This window comes from Rhodanobacter sp. Root561 (assembly GCF_001427365.1).
Lineage (GTDB): Bacteria > Pseudomonadota > Gammaproteobacteria > Xanthomonadales > Rhodanobacteraceae > Rhodanobacter.
Window position 1 is genome coordinate 38,389 of sequence record NZ_LMGH01000010.1, and the last position, 25,955, is coordinate 64,343.

The window sequence follows — 25,955 nt, forward strand, 5'->3', positions numbered from 1 at the left end:
TGGCCGATGATCCCTACAATTGCATGTAGTGGTATCCCTGTTGCTCGTACACGACCGGAGCGGTGAGCGCCGACAGGGTGACGGTGACGGCCGGATCGAGCTCATTGTCCTGGATGCCGCGTTCGGCCAGGGCCTGGCCGCAGACGAGCAGCTTGACGCCGGCCTTCTTCAGCGCGTGCAGGATTTCCAGGTTCGGATTGCCCTTCTTCAGGTGTTTGCGCGAAGCGGCATCGGTCAAGCTCGCGGCGCCCGCTCGTTGGTCGAGCAACGCCACGATGTGCATGCGCTCCGGCGGCACACCGGAGTAGGCCAGCAGATTCACCAGTCGCGCCAGGCGCTCCAGCGATGGATACGGTTTGCTCTTGTCGGTTCCGGTGGAAATCACGTCGACGAGGATCTTGTAGTCGGCCTTCGGGTCGGGCTGGGCGTCGGCATCCGGACGCGGATGCACGCCGCCGAATTTCGGGATCAGCGGATACACCCAGGTCGTGGTGGGCGAGGCCTTGGCGGCAGCCGCGGCTGGCTCCGCAGCCTGCGCCGGCAGCGACATCGCCACCAGCGCCATGCAGGACAGTACCCGGGCGAGCGAAAGCTTGATCTTCATGATTTTCCCCTTGCCGCGGGCTGCGGCTGGCGCATCATGCTAATCCCCTTGCGGCTCGTCCGGTAATCCGCTCAGCCCGACGTCGACGCACGGTCCTTCGCCCGACTGCGGTGACCGCGATGATCAGTCGTCGTCCGCGCTGCTTTCTTCGCTCTGGCGGAGGCCGCTTTCGCGTGACGACTGCTGATGCTTGACGGCGTACATCGCACGGTCGGCCTGGGCCAGCAGGGCTTTCGCGTTGGCTCCATCGTCGGGAAAACAGGCGATGCCGATGCTGGCGTCCAGCCGGAACAGGCCGTCGGGCAGGCTGAAGGGAATGGTGAGACGGGCGCGCAGGGTTTCGGCAACTGCCCGGGCGGTCTGTGCGTCGCGGCAGCCGGGCAGCAGGGCGACAAACTCGTCGCCACCGACCCGGGCCACCAGGTCGCCCTGCCGAACGCCCTGCTGCAGGCGCGCGGCCACCTCGCGCAACAGATGATCGCCGGCATCGTGGCCGCCACGGTCGTTGACGTCCTTGAACCCGTCGAGATCCAGATACAGCACCGCCACGCCATGACCGGTCTGCCTGGCGTGATCGATCGCGGACTGCAGTTCGATGCGCAGGCGGTCGCGGTTGGCCAGTCCGGTCAGCGAGTCGTGGTTGGCGCGGTGCTCCAGTTCGCGCTCCAGGCGGCGCAGTTCGGTCACCTCGCGGCCGACGCCGATGCGCACGCCATGCTGCGGCAGCCAGCGCGCCGACCACTGGATGTCGACGCTGTGGCCGTCCTTGTGCAGGTAGCGGTTGCGGAAATGCAGTTGCAGCTTGCCCGACATGACCTGCTCGGCCTGTGCGGCGGTGGCGGCGCGATCGTCGGGGTGAACCAGCTCGAAGATGCGCCGGCCCAGCACTTCCTCCGGGGTGTAGCCGAAGATGCGCTTGAAGCTCGCGTTGACGAACAGCAGGTGTCCCTCGGTGTCCACCACGCAGACGGCATCGGGCATCAGGTCGAGCACGTCGGCGAGTGGAGGAAGCGTCGGGATCATCTGCCTGCGGTGGTCGTCTGTTCCGGTGGTGTGCGCAGAAAGGCGTCATCACCATCGTGCGTCCCGTCGCAAGCTATCAGAATCACCGTGCCTGTGGGTGAAGGCAGGGCGCAGGCGCCACGCGCATGGGGCCGGAAGCCATCGGCGGCGCGATGGCTCCCGACATCATCCGGCAAACGCGGACGGTTCCCGCCGGTGGTCAGCCCGGCAGGCTGACCACCGGCACGAAGCCGCCGAAGATCATGCGCTTTCCATCGAAGGGGCAGGCGCTGGCCGCTTCCATGCGCGGGTCCTGCATGAACTTTTCCATGCCGGCATCATGGGTGGCCTTGTCGGGCCATTCGACCCACGAAAACACCACCGCTTCATCGGCCTGTGCCTGCACGGCGCGGCGGAAATCGGTGAGCTTGCCATCGGGCACATCCTCGCCCCAGCACTCCATCACCCGGGTGGCGCCGAATTCCAGGAAAATGCTGTCGAACGTGCGGGCGTGTTCGATGAACTGCGCGCGGTTGGCATGGGGAACGGCGATCACGAAACCATCGATCCAGGACATGGTTGTCTCCTTGCGGGAATGGGGGCCGACAAGGCCACCTTCACTACAGCGACGAACCGGTGCCCGGGATATCGACACGCGCGCGGCTTCCGTTGCAGCGTCGATATACTGGCCCGACCTTTGCCGGGAACAGGCTTCATGCGCAGTTTCGACGATACCAACGGCAATCCATGGCAAGCGGCAGTGCTGGATGCGTCCTACGGCAACATGCTGCTGGTGTTCTCCCACGCCGGCGACCTGACGGTTCGCAAGACCGTCATGGCCGCGGAAAACCTTCGCCTGGCGGAGCAGCAGCTGCTGGACATGGACGAGGCGCAATTGCGTGATCTGCTGGCCGAATCGGTGCCGTGGGACTAGCACGGCAGGTATCGGCAATCAGTCCGGAATGTCCACCTCGACCAGCCGGCCGAGCTGTGCCAGCGATTCCTGCCAGCCGACGTAGCACTGCTCCAGCGGAATCACTTCGGGCAGGCCTTCCTGCACCACGTGCAGTTCGGTGCCGCAGGACACGGTCTTCAAGGTGATGGTCACCGTGATTTCACCGGGCAGGTTGGGATCGTCGAACTGGTCGGTGTAGCGGATGCGTTCGAACGGCGTGAGCTCGACATAGGTGCCGCCGAAGACGTGGCTGTGGCCGGTCGAGAAGTTGGTGAAGGACATCTTGTAACTGCCGCCGACGCGGGCATCCAGATGATGCACCCTGGCGGTGAAGCCGTTCGGCGGCAACCATTTGACCTGGGCCTCGGCATCGAGGAAGGCGCGATAGACGCGCTCGGCCGGCGCGCGCAGTACCCGATGCAGGCGGACAGTGTTGGACATGGCGGTTTTCCTGGCTGGAGGAGTAGCCCTCATGGCAGCAACGAACGGGCGGGGCGGAAATCGACAGCCGGTGTGTCCGATGGGTTCATCGCCCCGGTCGATTCGATATCGCGTTGTCTGCGAGCCAGGTCCCGGCCGTTTTGCAGTAGCCTGAAGCGCGGTCACCGACACCCGCGATGACCGGCACATTCCCGCGCAGTGATGAAAGGTGGTTCCATGATCGACACTTCGATGGCAACTCATCCGCATGGCCGGCCGTGGCCGGAACCTGCAGGCGCACGACGGGCGGTGACGGCATGAGCACGCGCGAGGTCGACATCGCCATCATCGGGTCCGGCACCGCGGGCATGTCCGCCTATCGCCAGGCGCGCAAGCGCACCGACCGCATCGCCCTGATCGAAGGTGGCCCGTTCGGCACCACCTGCGCCCGGGTCGGCTGCATGCCCTCGAAGCTGCTGATCGCCGCGGCCGAGGCGCGGCACCGGCTGGCAGTGTTGCCCGCGTTCGGTATCGCCAGCGACGCGGGCAGGGTCGATGGCCGCGCGGTGATGAAGCGGGTGCGTGACGAACGCGACCGCTTCGTGGGCTTCGTGCTCGATGCGGTGGCGGGTTTCGACCCTGCCCACGTGCTGCGGGCGCACGCCGAATTCGAGGACCCGCATACGCTGAAGCTGTCGCCAGCGATGGACGGCAGCGTGCCGCCGGTCGAGCGGGTCCGTGCCGGGCGCATCATCATCGCCACCGGTTCGCGGCCGGCAATTCCCGCGGTGCTGCGGGCGGCGGGCGACCGACTGATCATCAGCGACGACGTGTTCGACTGGCAGGACCTGCCCGGCTCGGTGGCCGTGTTTGGTGCCGGCGTGATCGGCCTGGAGCTGGGCCAGGCCCTGCATCGGCTGGGGGTCCGCGTGCACCTGTTCGGTCGTGACGGACGGATTGGCGCGATCAGCGATCCGGTGGTGCGCGCCGAGGCCACGCGGCTGATCGCGGCGGAACTGCCGCTCAGCCTGGATGCCGCTGACGTGCGCGTCGAGCGGGACGGCGAGGCGGTGGTCGTGCACTTCACCGACCCGGGCAGCGCAGCGACCAGCGAGCGCTTCGATTACCTGCTGGCTGCCACCGGGCGCACGCCCAATGTCGAGATGCTGGCGCTCGAGCATTCCGGGCTCGAGCTCGATGCCAGGGGTTTGCCGGTGTTCGATCCGCAGACCACCCGGGCCGGCGACAGCCATGTCTTCATCGCCGGTGATGCCGATGCCGATCGGGTGTTGCTGCACGAAGCGGCCGACGAGGGCCACCTGGCCGGCGAGCAGGCCGCGCGGTATCCGGCGGTCTACCGGCATACCCGGCGCACCCCGCTGGGCGTGGTGTTTTCCGATCCGCAGATCGCCTACGCCGGGCGACGGCATGCGCAACTGCTTGCCGACGGCGTCGATTTCGCGGTGGGCGAGGTGTCCTTCGAGGACCAGGGGCGTTCGCGGGTGATGCTGGTCAACCACGGCCTGCTGCGCGTTTATGGCGAGCAGGGCAGCGGCCTGCTGCTGGGCGCCGAGATGATCGGCCCGCAGAACGAGCACATCGCCCACCTGCTGGCCTGGGCGATCCAGGCGCGCATGACGGTTGCCGGCGTGCTGCAGATGCCGTTCTACCACCCCACGATCGAGGAGGGCCTGCGCACCGCGTTGCGCGAGCTGCTCACCGCGCTGGGCATGGGCGCCGCGCCGCCGCTGCACTGCATCGACTGCGGACCGGGCGCCTAGGCCACGGAACCGGCGCGTGCCGGATGTATCCGGACGCTGGCTGAGGCACACTGCGCGTCGGCCGGCGATGGGGCCTGATCGGGAGACAACAGGTGGGCAAGGGCAGGCTGGAAGCATTCAGTGACGGCGTCATCGCCATCATCATCACCATCATGGTGCTGGAGCTGAAGGTGCCGCATGAAACCACGCTGGCGGCGCTCGGTCCGCTGGCGCCGGTGTTGCTCAGCTACGTGCTGAGCTTCGTCTACGTCGGCATCTACTGGAACAACCACCATCACATGCTGGCGATCACCCATCGGGTATCGGGCACGGTGCTGTGGGCGAACCTGCACCTGCTGTTCTGGCTGTCGCTGTTCCCGTTCACCACGGCATGGATGGGCGAAAACCACTTGGCCCAGGCGCCGACCGCCGTTTACGGCTTCGTCCTGCTGATGGCCGCGGTGGCCTACTGGATACTGGAGCAGGTGCTGATCGCGGTGGCGGGTCCGGACTCGGCGTTGCGCGGGGCCATCGGCTACGACTGGAAGGGCAAGATCTCGCCGCTGCTCTATCTTGGCGGCATCGCGCTGACGTTCTGGCGGCCCTGGGCGGCGCAGCTCTTCTACGCCCTGGCAGCGCTGCTCTGGCTGGTGCCGGATCGGCGCATCGAGAAGCTGGCTGCCCATTGAGCCCGCACACTTTTCAGCCGTCCATCGGGGAGGCGTCATCATGAACGCAGGAAGGCTTCTGATCGCGCTGCCGATGGTGGTGGCGCTGTGCATCGCCAGTCCGCTTCGTGCAGCCACCCCCGACGCGGACGCCGCCGCCATCCGGCAGGTGCTGAACCGGCAGCAGGCGGCCTGGAACCTCGGCGACGTCGACGGGTTCATGCACGGCTACAAGGACGCCCCCGACACGACCTTCGTGGGCAGCAGCGTGCGCAAGGGCTACCGCGCGATCCTGGAGAGCTACCGCAAGCATTACGCCGGCAAGGCCCAGATGGGCAAGCTCACTTTCTCCGATCTCGACGTGCGCCTGCTGCCCGGGCGCGATGGCGAGGTGCGTTATGCCGTGGTCACCGGCCGCTTCCACCTCGATCGCGCTGCCCACGGCGAGGTTGCCCAGGACGATGGCGTGTTCTCGCTGCTGTGGGAAAAGACCGCGGACGGCTGGAAGATCATTCTCGACCACACCAGCTGATGTCAGGGCTGATGCAGGAAGGCCAGTGAGGTGTCGCAGGGCGCGTCGACCTTCAGGCTCAGCAGCGCATCGGCGCGCGTGCGGCCGAGCGTGACGGCGGCGATCGGCTTGCCGGCGCGCGCGGCGGCATCGACGAAGCGGTAGCCCGAATAGACCATCAGCGACGATCCCACCACCAGCACGGCGTCCGCCGCCTGCCAGGCGCGCGCGGCGGCCTCCACCCGTTCGCGGGGCACTGCCTCGCCGAAGAACACCACGTCGGGTTTCAGGATGCCGCCGCAATGCGGGCAGGGCGGAACCTCGAACTGCGCGAAGTCATGGCCTTCCAGGTCGGCGTCGCCGTCCGGCGCATCGCCGGCATCCAGTGACAGCCATGCCGGGTTGCGCTCCTCCAGCATCTGCTGGAACGCGTGGCGGCCCAGTCGTGCCTCGCAACCCATGCAGCGCACTTCGTCGAGGCGTCCGTGCAGGTCCAGCACGCGCTCGCTGCCGGCGTGCTGGTGCAGACGATCCACGTTCTGCGTCACCAGCAGCTCGACCTGGCCGCGCCGCTCCAGCGCGACCAGCGCACGGTGGGTGGCGTTCGGCAGCGCACGACCGAAACGCCGCCAGCCGACCAGGCTGCGCGCCCAGTAGCGCTGGCGCGTGGCCGGCTCATGCATGAAGGCGGCGTAGTTCACCGGCGGCGGGCGTTTCCACTGGCCGTCGCGGTCGCGATAGTCGGGGATGCCCGAATCCGTGCTGCAGCCCGCGCCGGTCAGCACGAACAGGCGCGGATGGTCGTCGATGAATTGCTGAAGCGGAGTCATGGCGCAGATATGGGTGCTGGCGGTACGGAAAAACAGGCGGCCTGCAGGGCGGGCTTGCCGTGTCGGGAAGCGCCGACGATGATGGCGATGGACTGTAGCGCGTCCGCCTTGCGGCGGGCAGGGTCACGGACACGGGGAGCAGGCACATGGATCACGCTGGAACGGATGAAGTCACCGCCGCCCGGGCGGCGAAGCTTGACGATGACGCGTACAAGATGTGGCACGAGAAGCCCGCGGGGAAATTCGTGCTGGGTTTTTCCGTGTTCGTGCTGGCCGAAGTGCTGGTCTACGGAACCCTGCACTGGATCTTTCCGCTGATCTGAACCGGAAGCCAGTGAGCGACGCCAGGACGGTGGTCGACCCGAGGCATCGGCGCGTTAGCATGGCCGGATGAAGCTCATCGCGATCGACTCCGCGTTCTCCTCGCCGTGGCGAGTGCCGGCCTGGCTGTTGGCATTGCTGCTGGTCGGCTGCGCTTCGCAGCCCGTGCAGAACGCGCGCAGCCCGGCGCAGGTGCGCAGCGACCTGCTGCGGCTGATCCCGGCCAGTGCCGACGATCGCGCCGGCTGGGCCACCGACATCCAGGTGGCGTTTTCCGCCCGGCAGATCGCGCCGAGCACGGCCAACCTGTGCGCGGTGCTGGCGGTGACAGAACAGGAGTCGGGGTTCAAGGTGGACCCGGTGGTGCCCGGACTGGGCCGGATCGCGCGCCAGGAAATCGACCGTCGCGCCGCGGCGAAGCACATCCCCGGGTTCCTGGTGGATGCGGCGCTGTGGCTGAAGTCGCCCGACGGCCGGCGTTACAGCGAGCGGCTGTCGGCGGCGCGCACCGAGAAGCAGTTGAGCGGGATCTTCCAGGACTTCATCGGCATGGTGCCGCTGGGCAGGCGGCTGTTCGGCGAGCTCAATCCCGTGCATACGGCCGGCCCGATGCAGGTGAGCATCGCGTTCGCCGAGGCGCATGCCCGGGACTATCCGTATCCGATCAAGGGCTCGATCCGCGACGAGGTGTTCAGCCGGCGCGGCGGCCTGTATTTCGGCATCGCGCACCTGCTGGGATATCCGGCGGACTATCCCGCGCCGCTCTACCGCTTCGCCGATTTCAACGCCGGCTGGTACGCCAGCCGCAACGCCGCGTTCCAGCATGCAGTGAGCGTCGCCTCGGGCATCCCGTTGGCGCTGGACGGCGACCTGCTGTCGCCGGATGCCGGTTTCGGCGATCGCCCGGGAGCGACGGAACTGGCGGTGCGGACCCTGTCTTCGCAGCTGGACATGAGCGACTCGGCGATCCATCGGGCTCTGGCACAGGGCGAGCGTCAGGACTTCGTGGACAGCAAGCTCTACGCCCGCGTGTATGCGCTGGCCGAGGGCATCGAACGCCAGCCGCTGCCGCGCGCGCAGCTGCCGGGCATCACCTTGAAGAGCCCGAAGATCACCCGCAAGCTCACCACCGCCTGGTTCGCCAAACGCGTCGACGAGCGCTGGCAGCGCTGCATGCGGCGCGCCGGGAAGTCACCCGGATAACGCCGGGGCAGTGTCGGGCGCAGCCTTTGCGCGGCTTGAAGCGTTCGCCTGACGTACCCACGTTCAAGCGTTCCCCCCAGCATGCAGGAGTGTCACGTGAGCAAGCTTGTCGACTTTCCGATCACGGCGCGGTGGCCGGCCGCCCATCCCGAGCGCATCCAGCTGTACTCGCTCAACACGCCGAACGGGGTGAAGGCGTCGATCATGCTGGAGGAAACCGGGCTGCCGTACGAGCCGCACCTGGTCGACATCATGAACAACGAGAGCCACACGGCGGAGTTCCTCGCACTGAATCCGAACGGCAAGATTCCCGCGATCATCGACCCGGACGGCCCCGGCGGCGAACCACTGGCGCTGTTCGAATCGGGCGCGATCCTGCTGTACCTGGCGGACAAGACCGGCCAGTTCATCCCGGCCGATGCGGCGCGGCGCTGGGAAACGATCCAGTGGGTGTTTTTCCAGATGGCCTCGATCGGCCCGATGTTCGGTCAGGTCGGTTTCTTCAACAAGTTCGCCGGCAAGAGCTACGAGGACAAGCGTCCGCTGCAGCGCTATGTCGACGAATCGAAGCGCTTGCTCGGCGTGCTCGACGCGCAGCTGGATGGTCGCGACTGGATCATGGGCAACGACTACACCATCGCCGACATCGCCACGCTGGGCTGGGTGAACAACCTGGTGACCTTCTACGAGGCGCGCGAACTGGTGGCGTTCGACAGCTTCGGGAATGTCTCGGCCTGGCTCGAACGCGGCCTGGCGCGGCCGGCCGTGCAGCGCGGCCTGAAGATTCCGGCGCGGGCCTGAGGCCTGTCAGCATTTCGCCTCCCCGAAGGCCGCCGGGCGCCTGCCTGGCTGACTAGCCTCTGGCGTACCGGACCGCTGGCGTCCCATCACGAGGAGATCCGATGAATCGTCGAAACCTGTTGCAGGGCATCCTGCTGGGTGCGGCGGCGCTGCCGCTGCATCGCGTGGCATTCGCGATGCCGGCGGCGTCACCTGCGGTGGATGCCATCGCGGCACGCCTGGCGGCGCTGGAGCGAAAACACGGCGGGCGACTGGGCGTGGCGATGCTGGATACCGGCAGCGGGCACCACGCCGGGCGCCGCATCGACGAGCGCTTCCTGATGTGCAGCACCTTCAAGCTGCTGGCAGTGGCTGCGGTGCTGGCGCGGGTGGATCAGGGCAGCGAGCAGCTGGATCGACGCATCATTTTCGGCAAGGACGTGCTGCTGGCATGGGCGCCGGAAACGTCGCGCCACGTGGGCGCGCCGGGCATGACGGTCGGCGAGCTCTGCCAGGCCGCGATCACGGTGAGCGACAACACCGCCGCCAACCTGCTGCTGGCCAGCCTCGGCGGTCCCGCGGCGGTGACCGCGTTCGTGCGCACGCTGGGTGATCCGCTGACCCGGCTCGATCGCACCGAGCCCGAGCTCAACGTCGGCGGTCCGGGCGAGCTGCGCGACACCACCACGCCGCAGGCGATGCTGGGCGACCTGCGCGCCCTGCTGCTGGGTGATGCGCTTTCTGCCGCGTCACGCGCACGCCTGACCGGCTGGCTGCGCGCGTGCACCACGGGTTTGCACAAGTTGCGCGGCGGCCTGCCATCGGGCTGGCAGGCGGGCGACAAGACCGGCAGCGGCACGCAGGGCGAGAGCAATGACGTGGCGATCCTGTGGCCACCGCAGCGCGCGCCCGTGCTGGTCACCGCCTATTACGCACCCACATCGCCTGATGCCGACGTGGGCGCCCGCGTGCTGGCCGAGGTGGGTCGCATCGCGGCCAGCCTGTAAAAAAAGCCATTCGGGCTGCCGTGAAGGCGGCCCGGTCGCGCTCCGTCATTCTCCCGGGTGATAGACCCGCTCGGTATGCCCCTGCAACTGCTCGGGCCAGAAGTACACGGTGCGCAGGTTGCCGGTGGTGTAGCGCTCGGCCTCGTCGTTGAAGTGTTTCGAGGCGGGATGGCCGCTTTCGCCGCCGGCCGTGATCGCGCGGGCGCTGACCTTGGGGCCGAACTCGACCACCGCCACGAAGCTGTTGCCGCTGGTGCCGTAGTAACGCTTCGTGCCGGGCCAGCGATGCGCGCCGAACGAGGCCAGCGAGCCCCAGCGCGAGGAGACGAACGGCACCGGGATGCTCGGCTTGCCGTCGTCGAAGCTCTGCACGATGGCGCCGTCGTTGCGCTGGAAGCGGTTGATCTCGCCCCACGGCACGCCCCAGCTGCCGAAGTCGTGTTCCAGTCGGTCGGAGGCGGCGACCAGCGCGTCGAGGCGCGCCTTCGGGCCCGCGTCGCCGGCCATGAAGTCATACACCGACTGGTCTTCCGATTCGGCCTGGGCATGCACGCGATCCCACAGCGTGTCGCCCCAGAACACCGCCAGCGAGGTCGGCATCGAGGCGATGCCCCAGCGATAGTCCCAGCCCCGCAGCAGGGCGATCTGGCCGGCCAGGCGGGGTTTCAGCGGATCGTTGTCGGGCAGCCTGTCGTAGTCGGACACCAGCACCGGGATCAGTTGCGCGAAGGCGGGCAGATAGGAGTCGAACGCCGCGGTGATCAGCGAGGCCTTGCTGAAGTCGCGTACCCGATCGAGCACGCGGGTGGCGTGGATGCCGCGCGGGTTCTCGCCGAAGGTATCCATGTAGCGCGGGTAATCCTTCTGCTGCGGGCTGAACTTGCCCGCGGCGGAGTAGGGCCAGTTGTTGGTGTTCATGATCCAGCCGTTCGGCGGATCGAGCAGGTGCGGCGCCTCGTCCAGCGTGTGCAGGCCCTGCCAGTCGGTGGCCGGGTCGCTGCCGTCGACCGGCTGGGTGTAGTCGAAGCGGTTGTCGCGCCTGGGGATGAATTGCGGATGCATGTACGCGATCTCGCCCTTGTCGTCGGCGAAGATCGTGTTGTTCGAGGAGTTCGCCTTGAGCTCGGCCACCTTGCGGTAGCTGGCGTAGTCGCTGGCCTTGGTGCGCAGCCAGCTCTGTTCGAGCGCCTCCATCGGCTTGTTCATCAGCGCGATGGCGATCCACTTGCCGTCGGCTGCGCGCACGATCGGGCCGTGATGGGTGAAGCGGGCGGTGAAGCTGCGGCTGGCCAGCGAGCCGTCCTTCGCCCGATAGCGCAGCCTGATCGTGCGCGAGGTGAGCGGACGCAGTTCCTTGCCGTAGCGATAGAACAGCTGGTCGCCCTTGTGCACGATGGTCTCGGCGAATTCGTCGACCACGTCGGCGCCGGTGGAGGTATGCATCCAGCCGATGTGCGGATTGAAACCCTGGTAGATGAAGAACTGCCCCCACGTCACCGCGCCGTAGGCGTCCAGCCCCTCGTCGCTGGACATCTGCAGTTCGGAGCGGAAGAAGAACGAGGTGTGCGGGTTGATCCACAACAGCGCATGGCCGTCCACGGTGAGCTTGGGCGCGATCGCGAAGCCGTTCGAGCCGCTCGGCTCGACCCAGCTCGACGGCGTCTGCACGCTGGCCAGTTTCGTTCCGGCCTTGTCATAGAACGCGGCGAGCCGGTCGAGCGAGACACGCTCGATGTCGCCGCCGATGCTGCCTTCGCTGAAGCTCAGCGCCATCCACGGCTCGAACTGCCTGATCACCCGCGGATGCGCGTCGGGATGGGTGGCCAGGTAGTAGTTGAGGCCAGCCGCCCAGCTGTCCATCAGGGCCTGCAGCCAGGCCGGACTCTTCGCGTATTGGGCCTTGAGGTCGACGGGATCGATGAACAACTGCTGGCGCAGGTCGCTCCAGATCGCCGACTCGCCCTCGGCTTCGGCGAGCCAGCCCAGCGAGTTCAGGTAATTCGTCTCGACCCGGTTGAAGTCGTCCTCGGCCTGGGCGTAGGCCATGCCGAAGACGGCGTCGGCATCGGTCCTGCCGTGGACGTGGGCAATGCCCCAGTCGTCGCGGGTGATCGTGATTGCCTGGGCCTGGCGCTGCCAGTCGGCCAGCTCCGGCGGTGCGCTGCGGGCGGTGGACAACAGGGTCGTCAGCATCAGCGTGGCGGCCAGCAGGCATCGCGGCAACAGGGTGGATGGCGCCGATCGGCGCAGCTTGTTCAAGATGGTTGCATGCATCTGTTTGCGATCCCCCGGGTTCGTTGGCGCCGCCGTACCGCGTGGAGTTGAGCACTACCGGGCCGTCTGTGCAAAGCCTGGTTCGACGGAGTCGACGGCGCTCCCGGATGCCGCTGATCGAATCGCATCGCTCGCGGAGCGAACCCGCATCTGCTGGCGATCGGGACCGCAACTGAACTCGGCATTAATTCGCGCGGGCAAAATACGTCGCCGGGTTCGCAGACTGTGCAGCTTCGCTGGGGCAGGATCGGACAGGTTGTGGCGAGGCTTCGTGCATCACCGCCGCAGCATTCCGATATGAAGAGGAGAACTCCCCATGTTGAATCGATCTTCCCGAGGCGCCTGTCTCGCTCTCGCCCTGGTGGCAGTCACATCCCTTGCCGGCTGCAGCGGCTACGTCAAGCGCACCGACTTCGACGCCGCCATCAGCAAGCTGCAAAGCACCGATGTCCAGATGCAGCAGCAACTGGACGCCCTCACTGCCGACATGCAGCAGCGATTCTCCAAATACGATGCCACCCTGACGGAAATGCAGGGACGCCTGCGCGTGGACACGGTGGCCCATTTCGATTTCAACAAGGCCGACTTGAACGAACAGGACAAGGCCATGCTGAAGGACTTCGCCCAGGTGATGCAGGCGCACCACTCCAGTGCGGTGGTGACGGTGGAAGGCTTCACCGATCCGGCCGGTTCGCGTGCCTATAACCAGCGGCTGGGCCAGAAGCGCGCGGACGCCGTGCGTGACTATCTGGTTTCCAGTGAAGGCATGGCCGCCGGCCAGGTTCGGGCGGTCAGTTATGGCGAGGCGAGCAACCGCCAGGTGGAGAAGGGTGCATCGCGCGACGCAGGCACGAGCAACCGCCGCGTGGCCCTGGTGGTCGATTACGCCGGTTGATCAGGGCGGGGCGCGTGAGCCGCGCCCCGTTCCAGTGGTGCTGCTTGCCGCGCAGGCGAGCATCGTCTGCGCGGCAAGCGCGACGGCTTTCCGAGTTTCCCGAGCTGTACCGAGGCGGTTGTGGGGTTTGTCCAGACCGTCATGTAGGCGTGTGACCGGCGTCCACGCAGGACACGGCCCAATTTCGATCCGGCCTTGCGCTCGCCCTGCAAATGGGCGTTCCGGGGCCTCATGCCGTGGCTATAGTCCGCCTGATCGTGGGGACGTTCGTTTCGATGCCTTGTCGCCACGTTCTTCCGGCCGAGGATACGAACATGCCCAATTCCAGCGATTACCGGCAGAGCGCGAATTTCTTTCGCAGCCGCCTGAACACGATTGCCGCCCGCACCCGGGTGGGCAAGAGCCGCATCCATATCGATTCGGGCGGCAATCACACCCGACGCCAGCCTTCGCGGTCGATGGAAGAAAAGCTCAGGAATTACGGCGAGCGCCGCTATCACTCGGTGGCGCGCATCCTTGCCTTGTTCGAGATCGTCAGGAAGACCGAGCGGCTGAGTGCCCCGGTGCTGGTCGAAAGCAAGGGCGCGGTGTGGCAGGCCTACGTGGATCGCAGCGGCGGCGTCGACAATGCCTGCCACACCTGCCCATGCCATCTGCAGCTCGATGGCAAGCTGCCGACGATGATCGCCGGCAACAGGGGCCTGCGTCGGCATCTGGTGCTGGAGTTTGCCGACTGCGTCTCGTTGCCCCGCAGCGTGAACAACATCGACAGCATCGTCGACGAGATCGCGGGCCGGCAGGCCTTTGTCCGGGCGGCCAGTCTGGTGCTGAACCAGCCGGACACCGGCTGGGCGGAGGGGCTGGATCTGTTCCGCGAGGACATGCGCGAGTTGCTCGGCGACATGGTGGAGACGATCACCCGGCCGCCCGGGCCCGAGTACCGGGCCTCGAGCGAACTGAATCAGGAGCGGCTGGACGTGCTGCTGGCGTATTACGAAGGCATTTTCCTGACCAGCACGGCCTCCATCCGGATGGGTCATTTCATCGGGCAGGTCGAGGCGGAGATGCGCGTGCCCTGAGCGCCCGCGCTTTCCATTCGACTTTTTCGCGTGCCCTGATGCCTGCCGCTGCCTGACGGCGGGCCGGCTGGGAATGCCTGCGCCGCGGTGCCGGCCCCCGTTCATTCCGAAACACGATGCTGCCCGCCATCGGCGGTCTTCTGCATCCTCCCCCTGTCGCCGGTTTTCGCGATGCCGCGCCCGGCGCCGACGCCGCCGTGCGCGCGTCTCACGACAGGTTCAGTCGCATGGCGTGACGGTCGAAAGTACAAGTCCCGCAGGATTGCGGCATCGTAGGCCTCTGGCCTGCCTTCACGAAGGCAGTTTTCCCGCCGTGATCAGCGGCGCAGGAAAGCCGCTGCCGAAGCTGGCAGTGCCTTCGGCGAGTGGCGGATGCAGATTTTCCGGTGGTGCCCAGCGGCATGCCGGGGAAACGGCCGGCGTCGGGATTCCGGGTCGGTCGAATGACAGTGACTCATGAACCGCCCAAACCGAGGAGAACGCAATGCACAACGAATTCAAACTGACCGGCCCGCAGACCGAGCTGACCAGCTACCCCCAGTGGGCCCAGGACATGGTGGCCGATTGCGAGAGCACCAAGCGCAGCGTGATCGAGCACCCGCTGTGGGAATCCATGATCAATGGCAGCCTGGGCAAGGCCGGGACCACCAACTTCATGGTCGGCATCTGGCCGGTCATCGAACGGTTCCCGGCGTACATGGCGCAAAGCCTGCTGAAGACCCAGTTCGGCCGCAGCGCCGGTGACAACCTGGCGCGACGCTGGCTGGTACGCAACATCCGCGTCGAGCAGAACCACGCCGAATACTGGCTCAACTGGGCCGAGGGCGCGGGTATTGCCCGCGAGGAAGTGCTGCAGGGGGTGGCCCCACACGGCACCGAGACGCTGGCCAACTGGTGCGAAGACGTCAGCCGCAGGGATACACTGGCCGCGGGCATCGCCGCCACCAACTATGCGGTGGAAGGAGCTACCGGCGAATGGTCGCAACTACTCTTCGACAGCCGTCGTTATGTCGAGCGCTTCCCGGAGAAGAGCCGAGCCGGATCGCTGCGCTGGTTGCAGTTGCATGCGGCCTACGACGACACCCATCCGTGGGAGGCGCTGGAGATAGTCTGTACACTGCTGGGAACGGAACCTTCCGCCGATGAAGTGAGTCACGTCGGCGAATGCATCAAGCGCAGCTACACCAGCATGCGGATTCTTGCTGATCGCTGCGTCAAACCGCATCGTGTTCTGGATGTACTGAACGAAGCCGCAGCCTGAGGGAACCAGGTTCCGGGCAGTGTCTTGCCAGAACGTGATGTGTCGATCACGAACCAAGGGACGCCATGCGAAGTTCGCGACTCAGCTTGCAACGACCGTTGTCACGACGCTTGATGCCGTTGGTGTACGGGCTCGTGGGCATGCTGGTGCTGATCCTGGCACTGACCTGGGGCGCACTGCAGCTGCAGGTGGCTCTCGCCGGTTTTCTCAACGGCGAGAGCATCTGGTCGAAGGCGCAGAAGCAGAGCGTGATTGCGCTGGAGAGTTACGCGATCTCCGGCGATCCGGCCGACCTGGCCAACTACCGCGAGAATTACGGCGTGCTGATGGCCGATCGCTCGGCCCGCGACCAGATCCTGTCCGGCAGCTACGACTACGAGGAAGTGGCCGGCGCCCTGCGCCGCAGCAATACCGTCACCATCGCGATCCCCGGCGTCATCTTCATGCTGCATCATTTTTCCGGTGCGCCCTACATGCGCGACGCGCTGGATGCCTGGCGTTCCACCGATACCTCGATTCAGGACCTGAACACGATCGCCGACGCGCTGGCCGCCGGTTACGCGAGCGGCACGCCGGGACAGGCGGAGATTGCCCGCCAGCGCGCGCGCATCCACGCGATCAACAGTTACATCGAGCCGCGCAGCACGCTGTTCTCGCGCAAGATCGCCGATGGGGCGGTCTGGATGGGCCAGGTGCTGTTCTGGGGCGTATTCGGCGCCGGACTCATCGCCGCGCTGCTCTGGCTGGACATGGCGCGGCGGATTCTCGCCAGCGTGCGCGGCAGCGAAGAGCGCTATCGGCTGCTGTTCGACAGCGCCGCCGATGCGATCGTGATGATCGACGAGTCCAGCGGACGCATCCTGGACGTCAACCGCACCACCTCCAGCTGGACCGGCCGCAGCGCCGGCGAACTGGTCGGTGACCGTTTCGTGCACCTGTTCGTGCAGTCGATGGCCGGGCAGCAGGCCGGGCGGGCAGCCAGCAACCTGCTGCTGGGCGAGCAGGGCAGCACGCGTCCGGTGGAGTTGCAGACCAGCCTGGCCAACTGGGGCAGCCAGCCGGTGCGCCAGGCGATCATTCGCGACATCTCCGAGCGTCTGAAGATGGAGCAGGAGCGGCGCATCGCGGCAGAGGCGCTGGCGGGCATCGCCGAGGGCGTGATCATCGCCGATGCGGAACGACGGGTGCTTTCCACCAACGAAGCCCATGTGGGGCTGACCGGGTTTTCCAGCCAGGCGCTGATCGGCCGCCGCCTGGACGAGCATCGCCGCCTGCTCGATGGCAAACCGTTGCCGCAGTCGATCTGGGAGGGCGTGGCGGCCGGACAGAACTGGAGCGGGGAGGTGCTCAGCAACCGCAACGACGGCAGCAGTTACCCCGAACACCTCAGCATCAGCGCCATCCGTGACGGGGAAGGGCAGCCGCAATATTACGTGGCAGTGTGCACCGACATCCACGAGGCCAAGGCCAGCCAGCAGCGGCTGGAACACATGGCGCGGCATGACCCGCTGACTGGCCTGGTCAACCGAGCCGAATTCGAGCGCCATTGCAGCGAGGCGATCGCGGTGGCCGAACGCGAGCGGCTGGCGGTGGTGGTGCTGTTCATCGACCTGGATGCATTCAAGATCGTCAACGACAGCTACAGCCACGCGATCGGTGACCGGCTGCTGGTCAAGGTGGCCGAGCGGATTCGCCGGCAGCTTTCCGATGGCGACGTGGCTGGCCGCATCGGTGGCGACGAGTTCACCGTGCTGATCCCGCGGCTGATCCTGCGCGAAGACGCCCGCGCCATCGTCAACCGCCTGCTGGTCAGCCTGTCCGAACCCCTGCTGATCGACGATTACGAGATCGTGCTCAGCGCCAGCATCGGCGTGGCCGGCTATCCGCTGGACGGCGCCAACGCGGCGGCGCTGATCACCAACGCCGATGCAGCGATGTATGCGGCCAAGGCGGAAGAGCGCAACGCCTGCCGCTTCTATACCCCGATGATGCACGCCGACACGCGTCGGCGCCTGCAACTGGCCACCGAGTTGCGCCAGGCGCTGGCCCGCAATGAATTCCACCTGGTGTTCCAGCCCAGCGTGGAACTGCGCAGTGGGCGCATCGTGGCGGTGGAGGCCCTGCTGCGCTGGCAGCATCCGGAGCGCGGCGAAATACTGCCGGGTGAGTTCATTCCGGTCGCCGAAGGGCTGGGCCTGATCCGGCGCATCGACGAGTGGGTGATGCAGACCACCTGCGCCCAGATCCAGGCATGGGACCTGGCCGGGGTGCCGCCGATCCGGGTGGCGGTGAACATCTCGGCCCGCTGGTTCGGCCACCCCGCCTTTGTCGACGGGGTCAACCGCGCGCTGCAGTCGAGGCAGCTGTCGGCGAGCCGCCTGCTGCTGGAGATCACCGAGAGCGCGATGTTGCGCCTGGGCGACGACATCGAACGCACCATGCAGACCCTGCATGCGCTGGGGATCGAGGTGGCGATCGACGATTTCGGCACCGGTTATTCGTCGATGGCTTACCTGAAGCTGCCGGCGGTGGCCTATCTGAAGATCGACCGCTCCTTCGTCACCGGTCTGCCCGGCGACGCCAACGATGCGGCGATCACCGAAGCGATGCTGGTGATGTCCAAGAGCCTTGGCCTGATAACCATCGCCGAGGGCATCGAGACCGAGGCACAGCACGACTTCCTGTTGCGCAGTGGTTGCGTCGAGGGGCAGGGCTACCTGTATTCCCGTCCACTGCAACCGGACGAAGTACGTCATCTGTTGTGCCCGAACCAGCCGCTCGTGCCCGCACGGCTGAAGCTGGTGCCGCCCAAGCGCAGCTGATCCTTCGCGCCTGCGCGCGATTCCGCGCGCAGGCAGCGCTCAGAACCGGTTGATCTGTATCAGTGCGCCCGTGCACCGTGTGCGCGACAGTGCATGAAAACCATCGGGAGGTGGACAGACATGGTCAGCCACGATTGCATGCCACTTCGCCACCGGCCGACTCCGCGCCAGGCTGGCGCTCCCCTGATTGCGGCGCGGTTTGGTCGTGATCGCGATGCCGAAGTGCAAGCCCGCGAGCGACGCATCGACGAGGAACTGGCGCAGAGCTTTCCCGCCAGCGACCCGCCGGGCTGGGTGCAGGGTACCGCGCCCCCGCCGCATTGATACCCGTCGACGACGAGGCCGAGCCACCCCATTACGGATCATCGAGGAGGATGAAATGGACGTATTGATGTATCCGCCTGCCACGGCGGAAACCGCGCGCAAGCGGCGCGAGCTGGCGCCTGCGCCGCTGCAGGCCTTCAAGGCTTTCAGCGCGGCAGTCTTTGCCGATGGCGCCTTGCCGAATGTCACCAAGCAGCTGATCGCGGTGGCGGTGGCGCATGTCACCCAGTGTCCCTACTGCATCAAGGGACACACCGCCGAGGCGTTGAAGCAGGGCGCCAGCGAGGCGCAGATCATGGAGGCGATCTGGGTGGCTGCCGAGATGCGTGCCGGCGGGGCGTACGCGCACTCCACGCTGGCGCTGGACGTGATGTCGCACCAGCATGGAGCCGCCTGACATGGCCACGCGTTACGCCGGAGTATCTGCCAACATTCTCGACGCGGTGGGCGACACGCCGCTGCTGGAGATCGAGGGCGTCTACGCCAAGCTCGAATTCCTCAATCCTTCCGGCTCGATCAAGGCGCGCATCGCGAAATACATGATCGAGCGCGCCGAGCAGGAGGGCCTGCTCAAGCCCGGCGACACCATCGTCGAGGCGACCAGCGGCAACACCGGCAATGCGCTGTCCATGGTGGCGGCGGTGAAGGGCTATCGCATGCTGGTGGTGATGCCCGAGGGGCTGTCCAGCGAACGGGTGGCGATTTCGCGGGCATTCGGGGCCGAGGTGCTGTTCTGCGGCAACTTCCACGTCAACGAGGCGCTGAAGCGGGCGCGCGAACTGGGCCAACAGCCGGGCTACTTCGCCCCGGCCCAGTTCGAGTCGGAATGGAATGTCGAGGAAAACCGGGTGGTGCTGGGGCCGGAGATCCTGGCCCAATTGCCGAGTGGCCGGTTGCCCGATGCGCTGGTGCTGGGCGTCGGCACCGGCGGCACCCTGATCGGCGTGGCCAGGCGTTCCGCGCGGTCAATCCGGACGTGCGGCTGTTCGCGATGGAGCCGTCCGAGTCGTGCACGATCCTGTGCGGCGAGATCGCCACGCATACCATCGAGGGCATTTCCGACGGCTTCGTGCCGGGCATCTTCCAGCGCCACGCGAGCCTGGTGAACGAGGTGCTCAGCGTGTCCAGCGCCGACGCGGTAGCCGAGATGAAGCGGCTGGCACGAACCCACGGCCTGTTCTGCGGGCCGAGTTCGGGAGCGCACCTGCTGGCCGCCAAGCGGATCCGGCAGAACTTCCCCGAACTGAAGACCGTGGTGACGGCGTTCTGCGACGAGGGCGAGAAGTACCTGCCGAATACTTCATGCAGCCCGCAGCGGCCGAGGTCGACGCGACGCACTTTCGCTGAGCGGTGCCTGCGGCACTCCCGCAGGCACCGCCCGCCGGCGTTTCGAGCAGGACCTACAGCGCTGCGCAGTGGCGGTTCAGCCACTCCAGGTCCGCTTCTTCCAGCAACGGACTGAGCGCGGCGCGCACGCTGGCGTGATAGTCGTCCAGCCAGGCGCGTTCTTCCGGATTGAGCAGGCCCGGCTCCAGTGCGCGGCGGTCGAACGGGCACATGGTCAGCGTCTCGAAGGCGAGGAACTCGCCGAACTCGGTCTGCTCGGCCTCGACCACCACCGCCAGGTTCTCGTGGCGGATGCCGTGCCGGCCTGGCTTGTACAGGCCCGGCTCGATCGAGCTGATCATGCCAGGCTCCAGCGCCACCAGCGCCCCGCCAGGTACCGGCGCGCGGATGCCGTGCGGGCCTTCGTGCACGTTGAGGAAGTAGCCCACGCCGTGACCGGTGCCGTGGCCGTAATCCATCCCGGCCGCCCACAGCGGCGCCCGCGCCAGGGCATCCAGCTGCGGGCCGCTGGCGCCTTTCGGGAAGCGCGCCCGCGACAGGTTGATCATGCCCTTCATCACCAGGGTCGCATCGCGGCGTTGCTCGGCGGTGGTCTCGCCCAAGGCCAGCACGCGGGTGATGTCGGTGGTTCCGCCGAGATACTGGCCGCCCGAATCGATCAGCAGCAGGCCCTTCGCCTGCAGCGTGCTGTGCGCTTCGGGCGTGGCGCGGTAATGCGGCAGCGCGCCGTTGGCCTGGTAGCCGGCGATGGTGGCGAAGCTCTCGCCCACCCAGCCCGGCTGGGCCGAGCGCTCCTCGCGCAGCACTGTGTCCACGTCCAGTTCGGTGACCGTCATGCCCGCGGCCAGGCGCTGCTCCAGTCGGCGGAATCCGCGCACCAGGGCGGCGCCGTCACGGCGCATCACGTCGCGGACATGTTCGAGTTCGGCGGCGCTCTTCACGGCCTTGAAAGCAGTGCTGGGGTTGGCCGCCTCGATCCGGGTCACCGCTGGCGCGATTGCCGCCGCGATGGTGTCGACCACCCGACTGCTGTCCAGCAGCAGGCGCTCGTTCGCCCCCAGCTCGTTCAGCACGGAGGTGACCGAGGCGTAGTCGGCGATGGCGATGCCGTCGGCGGCCAGCCGCGCGACCAGGGCATCGGTGAGCTTGGCGCGTCCGACGAACAGCGTGGCTCGCTGATCGGCCTGGACCAGCAGGTGGGCCAGGAACACCGGATTGCACTCGACGTCGCTGCCACGCAGGTTGGTCAGCCAGGCGATGTCGTCGAGGCTGGACAGCAGGTGATGGGTGGCGCCGAGCTTGTGCATCGCCTTGCGCAGTCGGCTGAACTTGTCCGCGCGCGCAATGCACGCGTAAACGGGGTCGTGTTCGACCACCGCCGCCTGCGGCAGCGCGGGTCGATCAGGCCAGATCGCACCGGGCAGGTCCAGGTCGGTGCGCAGGCTGGCACCGGTGCCGGCCAGATGCCGTTCGATCTGCTGGCGCGTGGTGACGGACACGCTGTCGCCGGCCACGGCCAGCACGTCACCCTGGTGCAGGTGCTGCTGCAACCACGCCAGGTGTTCGGGGGTATGCGGCACGCGCAGTTTCATCAGGCGGATGCCGCTGCCCGTCAGCTGCTGCTCGGCCTGGGAGAAATAGCGCGAGTCGGTCCACAACCCGGCCTCGTCGCGGCTCACGATCAGGGTGCCGGCCGAGCCGGTGAAGCCGGACAGCCATTCCCGGGCGGACCAGTGCGCGGGCAGGTATTCGGACAGGTGGGGATCGGCGCTGGGAACCAGCACGGCGGCAACGCCATGCTGCTGCATGGCCGCGCGCAAAGCGGCAAGACGGGCGGGGACGGGGCTGTTCATCCGGTCATGCTAGCAGGCCGCCCACGGCTGTTTCACGCTCCCGGGGGGGCGCGTAAATGAACTGATCGCGAGGAAAATTCATCTGCCATCTCGCAGTGAAACGCTTCTGCAGCTAAAATGCCTAATTTCCGCACGGCTGCTTTCCATGACCCCCCTGATTTTCGTCACCGGCGGTGTGGTGTCCTCGCTTGGCAAGGGCATTGCTGCGGCGTCGCTCGCTTCCATCCTCGAAGCCCGCGGCCTCTCGGTCACCATGATGAAGCTCGATCCCTACATCAATGTGGATCCGGGCACGATGAGTCCGTTCCAGCACGGTGAGGTGTATGTCACCGACGACGGCGCCGAGACCGACCTCGACCTTGGCCACTACGAGCGCTTCCTGCGCACCCGCCTCACCGGCAAGAACTCGATCACCACCGGCAAGATCTACGAGAGCGTGATCCGCAAGGAACGCCGCGGCGACTATCTGGGCGCCACCGTGCAGGTGATCCCGCACATCACCGACGAGATCAAGCACTGCATCCACGAGGCCACCCGCGGCTTCGACGTAGCGCTGGTGGAGATCGGCGGCACCGTGGGCGACATCGAGTCGCTGCCGTTCCTGGAGGCGATCCGCCAGCTGCGCATCGAGCACGGCCCGGAGAAGGTGGTGTTCATGCACCTGACCCTGGTGCCGTTCATCAAGGCTGCCGGCGAGATCAAGACCAAGCCCACCCAGCACTCGGTGAAGGAACTGCGCTCGATCGGCATCCAGCCGGACATCCTGCTGTGTCGCTGCGAGCAGCCGCTGCCCGAAGGCGAGCGCCGCAAGATCGCGCTGTTCACCAACGTGCCGGAGCAGGCGGTGATCAGCGCCGCCGACGTGGACATCATCTACAAGCAGCCGCTGTACCTGCATGAGCAGGGGCTGGACGACATCGTGGTCAAGCGCCTGAACCTGGACGCCAAGCCGGCCGACCTGTCCGAATGGCAGCGCACGGTGGACGCGGTGGAGCATCCGAAGGACGAGATCACCGTCGCCATCGTGGGCAAGTACGTCGAGCACAAGGATGCCTACAAGTCGCTGGGCGAGGCGCTGCGTCATGGCGGCATCAAGCAGCAGACGCGGGTGAACCTGGACTGGATCGACTCCGAGCAGATCGAGGCCGATGGCGCCGCCAGCGTGCTGGGCAAGGTCGATGCGATCCTGGTGCCCGGCGGTTTCGGCAAGCGCGGTTTCGAGGGCAAGGTGCTGGCCGCGAAGTACGCCCGCGAGCACGGCGTGCCGTATTTCGGCATCTGCTACGGCATGCATGCGGCGGTGGTGGACTTTGCCCGGCATGTCGCCGGCCTGGCTGACGCCGACTCCAGCGAGAACGATCGCAATACCGCCAATCCGGTGATTGCACTGATCACCGAATGGACCACCGCCACCGGCGAGGTGGAGCAGCGCAGCGACCGTTCCGACCTCGGCGGCACCATGCGCCTGGGCGCGCAGGAATGCCGCCTGAAGGCGGGCACGCTGGCGCGCGAGATGTACGGCCAGGACGTGGTGCGCGAGCGGCATCGCCATCGCTACGAATTCAACAATCGCTATCGCCAGTCGTTCGAGGACCTGGGCCTGGTGATCTCGGGCAAGTCGATGGATGACCTGCTGGTGGAGATCGTCGAGCTGCCGCAACAGCAGCATCCGTGGTTCCTCGGCTGCCAGGCGCATCCGGAGTTCACCTCGACCCCGCGCGATGGCCATCCGCTGTTCAGCGGCTTCGTGCACGCCGCGCGCGAGTTCAAGGCCGTCCATGCAGGCGACAAACTGGCGCAGGAGTCCGTGGCATGAAGCTTTGTGGCGTTGAGGTAGGCCTGGACCAGCGACTGTTCCTGATCGCCGGCCCCTGCGTGGTCGAGTCCGAACAGTTGCAGCTGGACACCGCCGGCACGCTGAAGGAGATCACCGGCCGGCTGGGCGTCCACTTCATCTTCAAGTCCAGCTTCGACAAGGCGAACCGGTCGTCGGGCGACAGCTTCCGTGGCCCCGGCCTGGAAGAAGGCCTGCGCATCCTGGCCGAGGTGAAGCGCCAGATCGGCGTGCCGCTGCTCACCGACGTGCACGAATACACGCCGATGGACGAGGTGGCTTCGGTGGTCGACGTGCTGCAGACGCCGGCCTTCCTGTGCCGGCAGACCGACTTCATCCAGAAGGTGGCGCGCGCCGGCAAGCCGGTGAACATCAAGAAGGGTCAGTTCCTGGCGCCGTGGGACATGAAGCACGTGGTGGCCAAGGCCAAGGCCGTGGGCAACGACGACATCATGGTGTGCGAGCGCGGCGCCAGCTTCGGCTACAACAATCTGGTGTCGGACATGCGCTCGCTCAGCGTGATGCGCGAGACCGGCTGCCCGGTGGTGTTCGACGCGACGCATTCCGTGCAGCTGCCGGGCGGGCAGGGCGCCAGTTCGGGCGGCCAGCGCGAATTCGTGCCGGTGCTGGCGCGTGCGGCGGTGGCCGTGGGCGTGGCCGGCCTGTTCGCCGAGACCCATCCCGATCCCAGCAAGGCGCTGTCCGATGGGCCGAATGCCTGGCCGCTGGGCAAGATGGAAGCGCTGCTGGAAACGCTGCTGGAGCTGGATGCCGTGACCAAGCGGCACCGCTTCCTGGAGCAGGATGTTTCCTGAAACACCGGGCGCAGCGATGCGCCCGTTCCAACTCTTTCACCATCAGCTTACGGAAACCGCATGAGCACCCAGATCACCCGCATCCACGCCCGTGAAATCCTCGACTCGCGCGGCAATCCCACGCTGGAAGCCGAAGTTACCCTGGCCGATGGCAGTTTCGGCCGTGCGGCCGTGCCCAGCGGCGCCTCCACCGGTTCGCGCGAGGCGGTCGAGCTGCGCGACGGCGACAAGTCGCGCTACGGCGGCAAGGGCGTGAAGAACGCGGTGGCCAACGTCAACGGCACGATTGCCGACATGCTGAAGGGTTTCGACGCGGCCGACCAGAAGGGCCTGGACGGCAAATTGATCGCGCTGGACGGCACGCCGAACAAGGGCAAGCTGGGCGCGAATGCGTTGCTCGGCGTTTCGATGGCGGCGGCGCACGCGGTGGCCGATTCGCGCGGCGAGCCGCTGTGGAAGTACCTGTCCAGCTTCAATCAGGCTGGCGGCAAGCCCGGCGCGCTGCCGGTGCCGATGATGAACATCATCAACGGCGGCGAGCACGCGGACAACAACATCGACGTGCAGGAGTTCATGGTGCTGCCGGTGGGCATGCCCAGCTTCGCCGAGGCGCTGCGCGCCGGCGCGGAAATCTTCCATGCGCTGAAGAGCGTGCTGAAGGGCAAGGGCCTCAACACGGCGGTGGGCGACGAGGGCGGCTTCGCGCCGAACCTGCGTTCCAACATCGAGGCGCTCGACACCATCCTCGAGGCGATCCACAAGACCGGCTACAAGGTCGGCAGCGAGATCCTGCTCGGCCTGGATGCCGCCAGCTCGGAGTTCTACAAGGACGGCAAGTACGACTTGGCGGGCGAAGGCAAGCAGTACAGCTCGGCCCAGTTCGTCGACCTGCTGGCTGGCTGGGCGAAGCAGTACCCGATCGTCACCATCGAGGACGGCATGGCCGAAGGCGACTGGGACGGCTGGAAGCTCCTCACCGACACCATCGGCGATCGCGTGCAGGTGGTCGGCGACGACCTGTTCGTGACCAATCCGACGATCTTCCGCGAAGGCATCGAGAAGAAGATCGCCAACTCGATCCTGATCAAGGTGAACCAGATCGGCACGCTGTCCGAAACGCTGGAAGCGATCGCGATGGCTGACGCGGCGAAGTATTCGGCGGTGATCTCGCACCGCTCCGGCGAGACCGAGGACACCACCATCGCCGACATCGCGGTGGCCACCACGGCCACCCAGATCAAGACCGGCTCGCTGTGCCGCAGCGATCGCGTGGCGAAGTACAACCAGTTGCTGCGCATCGAGGAGGCGTTGGGTTCGGCGGCACGCTACGCCGGGCGCGACGCCTTCCCCAACCTCAGCCGCCTGCCGGGCTGAGCGGGCAGCCCGCTCC

The 25,955-nt window shown here is 66.8% G+C and carries 24 protein-coding genes and 1 pseudogene; 18 read left to right on the forward strand and 7 right to left on the reverse strand.

Annotated features, from left to right (window positions below):
- Positions 1 to 13 precede the first annotated feature (13 nt).
- From ASD55_RS06750 to ASD55_RS06760, 3 genes are all read right to left on the reverse strand, one after another.
- Positions 14 to 604: a DsrE family protein gene (locus ASD55_RS06750; protein ID WP_056764691.1), complete on the reverse strand. Its 591-nt coding sequence runs from the start codon at positions 602 to 604 to the stop codon at positions 14 to 16.
- A 123-nt stretch (positions 605 to 727) separates the two neighbouring features.
- Complete coding sequence (locus ASD55_RS06755) at positions 728 to 1,627, reverse strand: sensor domain-containing diguanylate cyclase (protein ID WP_056764693.1); 900 nt, start codon at positions 1,625 to 1,627, stop codon at positions 728 to 730.
- Between the two features lie 199 nt (positions 1,628 to 1,826).
- Positions 1,827 to 2,183 carry a DUF1428 domain-containing protein gene (locus ASD55_RS06760; protein WP_056764695.1) on the reverse strand — a complete coding sequence of 119 codons (357 nt, stop codon included), beginning with the start codon at positions 2,181 to 2,183 and terminating at the stop codon, positions 1,827 to 1,829.
- Between the two features lie 138 nt (positions 2,184 to 2,321).
- Between ASD55_RS06760 and ASD55_RS06765 the strand changes: the two genes are divergently transcribed.
- The gene (locus ASD55_RS06765; protein WP_056718349.1) at positions 2,322 to 2,540 is read left to right on the forward strand and encodes a hypothetical protein; all 219 of its coding nucleotides are present in this window, start codon (positions 2,322 to 2,324) and stop codon (positions 2,538 to 2,540) included.
- Between the two features lie 18 nt (positions 2,541 to 2,558).
- Here ASD55_RS06765 and ASD55_RS06770 read toward each other — a convergent pair whose 3' ends face one another.
- Entirely contained in the window at positions 2,559 to 3,002 is a 444-nt protein-coding gene (locus ASD55_RS06770) for an SRPBCC family protein (RefSeq protein ID WP_056764697.1), read from the reverse strand.
- 296 nt (positions 3,003 to 3,298) lie between these two features.
- Here ASD55_RS06770 and ASD55_RS06775 point away from each other — a divergent pair, with 296 nt between their 5' ends.
- From ASD55_RS06775 to ASD55_RS06785, 3 genes are all read left to right on the forward strand, one after another.
- On the forward strand, positions 3,299 to 4,762 hold the full coding sequence (locus tag ASD55_RS06775; protein WP_056764699.1) for a dihydrolipoyl dehydrogenase: 1,464 nt from the start codon (positions 3,299 to 3,301) through the stop codon (positions 4,760 to 4,762).
- Between the two features lie 92 nt (positions 4,763 to 4,854).
- Complete coding sequence (locus tag ASD55_RS06780; protein WP_056718352.1) at positions 4,855 to 5,430, forward strand: TMEM175 family protein; 576 nt, start codon at positions 4,855 to 4,857, stop codon at positions 5,428 to 5,430.
- 40 nt (positions 5,431 to 5,470) lie between these two features.
- Complete coding sequence (locus ASD55_RS06785) at positions 5,471 to 5,941, forward strand: nuclear transport factor 2 family protein (protein WP_235577747.1); 471 nt, start codon at positions 5,471 to 5,473, stop codon at positions 5,939 to 5,941.
- A 2-nt stretch (positions 5,942 to 5,943) separates the two neighbouring features.
- On the opposite strand, the gene ASD55_RS06790 is transcribed toward ASD55_RS06785, so the two are convergent.
- Positions 5,944 to 6,759, reverse strand: coding sequence for an NAD-dependent protein deacetylase (locus ASD55_RS06790; protein ID WP_255357473.1), 816 nt, complete (start codon positions 6,757 to 6,759; stop codon positions 5,944 to 5,946).
- A gap of 137 nt (positions 6,760 to 6,896) precedes the next feature.
- On the opposite strand from ASD55_RS06790, the gene ASD55_RS18370 reads away from it, so the two are divergent.
- From ASD55_RS18370 to bla, 4 genes are all read left to right on the forward strand, one after another.
- Positions 6,897 to 7,073, forward strand: a complete 177-nt coding sequence (locus tag ASD55_RS18370) for a hypothetical protein (protein ID WP_157598883.1) — start codon at positions 6,897 to 6,899, stop codon at positions 7,071 to 7,073.
- Between the two features lie 67 nt (positions 7,074 to 7,140).
- A complete protein-coding gene (locus tag ASD55_RS06795; protein ID WP_056764703.1) occupies positions 7,141 to 8,274 on the forward strand; it encodes a DUF1615 domain-containing protein in 1,134 nt (377 codons plus the stop codon).
- Positions 8,275 to 8,370: 96 nt separating this feature from the next.
- Positions 8,371 to 9,075: a glutathione S-transferase N-terminal domain-containing protein gene (locus ASD55_RS06800; protein ID WP_056764704.1), complete on the forward strand. Its 705-nt coding sequence runs from the start codon at positions 8,371 to 8,373 to the stop codon at positions 9,073 to 9,075.
- A 101-nt stretch (positions 9,076 to 9,176) separates the two neighbouring features.
- A complete protein-coding gene (gene bla / locus ASD55_RS06805) occupies positions 9,177 to 10,061 on the forward strand; it encodes a class A beta-lactamase (RefSeq protein ID WP_056764705.1) in 885 nt (294 codons plus the stop codon).
- Positions 10,062 to 10,106: 45 nt separating this feature from the next.
- Here bla and ASD55_RS06810 read toward each other — a convergent pair whose 3' ends face one another.
- Positions 10,107 to 12,335, reverse strand: a complete 2,229-nt coding sequence (locus ASD55_RS06810; RefSeq protein WP_056764706.1) for a penicillin acylase family protein — start codon at positions 12,333 to 12,335, stop codon at positions 10,107 to 10,109.
- A 316-nt stretch (positions 12,336 to 12,651) separates the two neighbouring features.
- On the opposite strand from ASD55_RS06810, the gene ASD55_RS06815 reads away from it, so the two are divergent.
- From ASD55_RS06815 to ASD55_RS06845, 7 genes and pseudogenes are all read left to right on the forward strand, one after another.
- Positions 12,652 to 13,230, forward strand: a complete 579-nt coding sequence (locus tag ASD55_RS06815) for an OmpA family protein (RefSeq protein ID WP_056764707.1) — start codon at positions 12,652 to 12,654, stop codon at positions 13,228 to 13,230.
- A 314-nt stretch (positions 13,231 to 13,544) separates the two neighbouring features.
- Positions 13,545 to 14,309 (forward strand): hypothetical protein, encoded by a 765-nt coding sequence (locus ASD55_RS06820; protein WP_056764708.1) that lies wholly within the window; start codon positions 13,545 to 13,547, stop codon positions 14,307 to 14,309.
- Between the two features lie 484 nt (positions 14,310 to 14,793).
- Positions 14,794 to 15,570 carry an iron-containing redox enzyme family protein gene (locus ASD55_RS06825; protein ID WP_056764711.1) on the forward strand — a complete coding sequence of 259 codons (777 nt, stop codon included), beginning with the start codon at positions 14,794 to 14,796 and terminating at the stop codon, positions 15,568 to 15,570.
- Positions 15,571 to 15,683: 113 nt separating this feature from the next.
- Complete coding sequence (locus ASD55_RS06830) at positions 15,684 to 18,392, forward strand: EAL domain-containing protein (protein WP_056764714.1); 2,709 nt, start codon at positions 15,684 to 15,686, stop codon at positions 18,390 to 18,392.
- A 138-nt stretch (positions 18,393 to 18,530) separates the two neighbouring features.
- Positions 18,531 to 18,716, forward strand: a complete 186-nt coding sequence (locus ASD55_RS06835; RefSeq protein WP_157598885.1) for a hypothetical protein — start codon at positions 18,531 to 18,533, stop codon at positions 18,714 to 18,716.
- A gap of 55 nt (positions 18,717 to 18,771) precedes the next feature.
- Positions 18,772 to 19,113, forward strand: a complete 342-nt coding sequence (locus ASD55_RS06840; protein WP_056764718.1) for a carboxymuconolactone decarboxylase family protein — start codon at positions 18,772 to 18,774, stop codon at positions 19,111 to 19,113.
- 1 nt (position 19,114) lies between these two features.
- Positions 19,115 to 20,178, forward strand: a pseudogene (locus ASD55_RS06845) (cysteine synthase family protein).
- Here ASD55_RS06845 and ASD55_RS06850 read toward each other — a convergent pair.
- Positions 20,117 to 21,916, reverse strand: a complete 1,800-nt coding sequence (locus ASD55_RS06850) for an aminopeptidase P family protein (protein WP_056764720.1) — start codon at positions 21,914 to 21,916, stop codon at positions 20,117 to 20,119. The pseudogene ASD55_RS06845 and the gene ASD55_RS06850 sit on opposite strands and share 62 nt — an antisense overlap.
- Before the next feature lie 145 nt (positions 21,917 to 22,061).
- On the opposite strand from ASD55_RS06850, the gene ASD55_RS06855 reads away from it, so the two are divergent.
- Genes ASD55_RS06855 through eno form a run of 3 tightly spaced genes read left to right on the forward strand, consistent with a single transcriptional unit; the run spans position 22,062 to position 25,939 of the window.
- Positions 22,062 to 23,732 carry a CTP synthase gene (locus ASD55_RS06855; protein WP_056718366.1) on the forward strand — a complete coding sequence of 557 codons (1,671 nt, stop codon included), beginning with the start codon at positions 22,062 to 22,064 and terminating at the stop codon, positions 23,730 to 23,732.
- Positions 23,729 to 24,565, forward strand: a complete 837-nt coding sequence (gene kdsA / locus ASD55_RS06860) for a 3-deoxy-8-phosphooctulonate synthase (RefSeq protein ID WP_007809120.1) — start codon at positions 23,729 to 23,731, stop codon at positions 24,563 to 24,565. Before ASD55_RS06855 ends, kdsA begins: the two co-directional genes overlap by 4 nt.
- A gap of 60 nt (positions 24,566 to 24,625) precedes the next feature.
- Positions 24,626 to 25,939: a phosphopyruvate hydratase gene (gene eno / locus ASD55_RS06865; protein WP_056764722.1), complete on the forward strand. Its 1,314-nt coding sequence runs from the start codon at positions 24,626 to 24,628 to the stop codon at positions 25,937 to 25,939.
- Positions 25,940 to 25,955 lie beyond the last annotated feature (16 nt).

What these genes read in the sequence shown, in the direction of transcription:
- ASD55_RS06750 (WP_056764691.1), bottom strand. Translation starts at nt 604, where the DNA reads ATGAAGATCAAGCTTTCGCTCGCCCGGGTACTGTCCTGCATGGCGCTG.
- ASD55_RS06755 (WP_056764693.1), bottom strand. Translation starts at nt 1,627, where the DNA reads ATGATCCCGACGCTTCCTCCACTCGCCGACGTGCTCGACCTGATGCCC.
- ASD55_RS06760 (WP_056764695.1), bottom strand. Translation starts at nt 2,183, where the DNA reads ATGTCCTGGATCGATGGTTTCGTGATCGCCGTTCCCCATGCCAACCGC.
- ASD55_RS06765 (WP_056718349.1), top strand. Translation starts at nt 2,322, where the DNA reads ATGCGCAGTTTCGACGATACCAACGGCAATCCATGGCAAGCGGCAGTG.
- ASD55_RS06770 (WP_056764697.1), bottom strand. Translation starts at nt 3,002, where the DNA reads ATGTCCAACACTGTCCGCCTGCATCGGGTACTGCGCGCGCCGGCCGAG.
- ASD55_RS06775 (WP_056764699.1), top strand. Translation starts at nt 3,299, where the DNA reads ATGAGCACGCGCGAGGTCGACATCGCCATCATCGGGTCCGGCACCGCG.
- ASD55_RS06785 (WP_235577747.1), top strand. Translation starts at nt 5,471, where the DNA reads ATGAACGCAGGAAGGCTTCTGATCGCGCTGCCGATGGTGGTGGCGCTG.
- ASD55_RS18370 (WP_157598883.1), top strand. Translation starts at nt 6,897, where the DNA reads ATGGATCACGCTGGAACGGATGAAGTCACCGCCGCCCGGGCGGCGAAG.
- ASD55_RS06795 (WP_056764703.1), top strand. Translation starts at nt 7,141, where the DNA reads ATGAAGCTCATCGCGATCGACTCCGCGTTCTCCTCGCCGTGGCGAGTG.
- bla (WP_056764705.1), top strand. Translation starts at nt 9,177, where the DNA reads ATGAATCGTCGAAACCTGTTGCAGGGCATCCTGCTGGGTGCGGCGGCG.
- ASD55_RS06810 (WP_056764706.1), bottom strand. Translation starts at nt 12,335, where the DNA reads ATGCATGCAACCATCTTGAACAAGCTGCGCCGATCGGCGCCATCCACC.
- ASD55_RS06815 (WP_056764707.1), top strand. Translation starts at nt 12,652, where the DNA reads ATGTTGAATCGATCTTCCCGAGGCGCCTGTCTCGCTCTCGCCCTGGTG.
- ASD55_RS06820 (WP_056764708.1), top strand. Translation starts at nt 13,545, where the DNA reads ATGCCCAATTCCAGCGATTACCGGCAGAGCGCGAATTTCTTTCGCAGC.
- ASD55_RS06825 (WP_056764711.1), top strand. Translation starts at nt 14,794, where the DNA reads ATGCACAACGAATTCAAACTGACCGGCCCGCAGACCGAGCTGACCAGC.
- ASD55_RS06830 (WP_056764714.1), top strand. Translation starts at nt 15,684, where the DNA reads ATGCCGTTGGTGTACGGGCTCGTGGGCATGCTGGTGCTGATCCTGGCA.
- ASD55_RS06835 (WP_157598885.1), top strand. Translation starts at nt 18,531, where the DNA reads ATGCCACTTCGCCACCGGCCGACTCCGCGCCAGGCTGGCGCTCCCCTG.
- ASD55_RS06840 (WP_056764718.1), top strand. Translation starts at nt 18,772, where the DNA reads ATGGACGTATTGATGTATCCGCCTGCCACGGCGGAAACCGCGCGCAAG.
- ASD55_RS06850 (WP_056764720.1), bottom strand. Translation starts at nt 21,916, where the DNA reads ATGAACAGCCCCGTCCCCGCCCGTCTTGCCGCTTTGCGCGCGGCCATG.
- ASD55_RS06855 (WP_056718366.1), top strand. Translation starts at nt 22,062, where the DNA reads ATGACCCCCCTGATTTTCGTCACCGGCGGTGTGGTGTCCTCGCTTGGC.
- kdsA (WP_007809120.1), top strand. Translation starts at nt 23,729, where the DNA reads ATGAAGCTTTGTGGCGTTGAGGTAGGCCTGGACCAGCGACTGTTCCTG.
- eno (WP_056764722.1), top strand. Translation starts at nt 24,626, where the DNA reads ATGAGCACCCAGATCACCCGCATCCACGCCCGTGAAATCCTCGACTCG.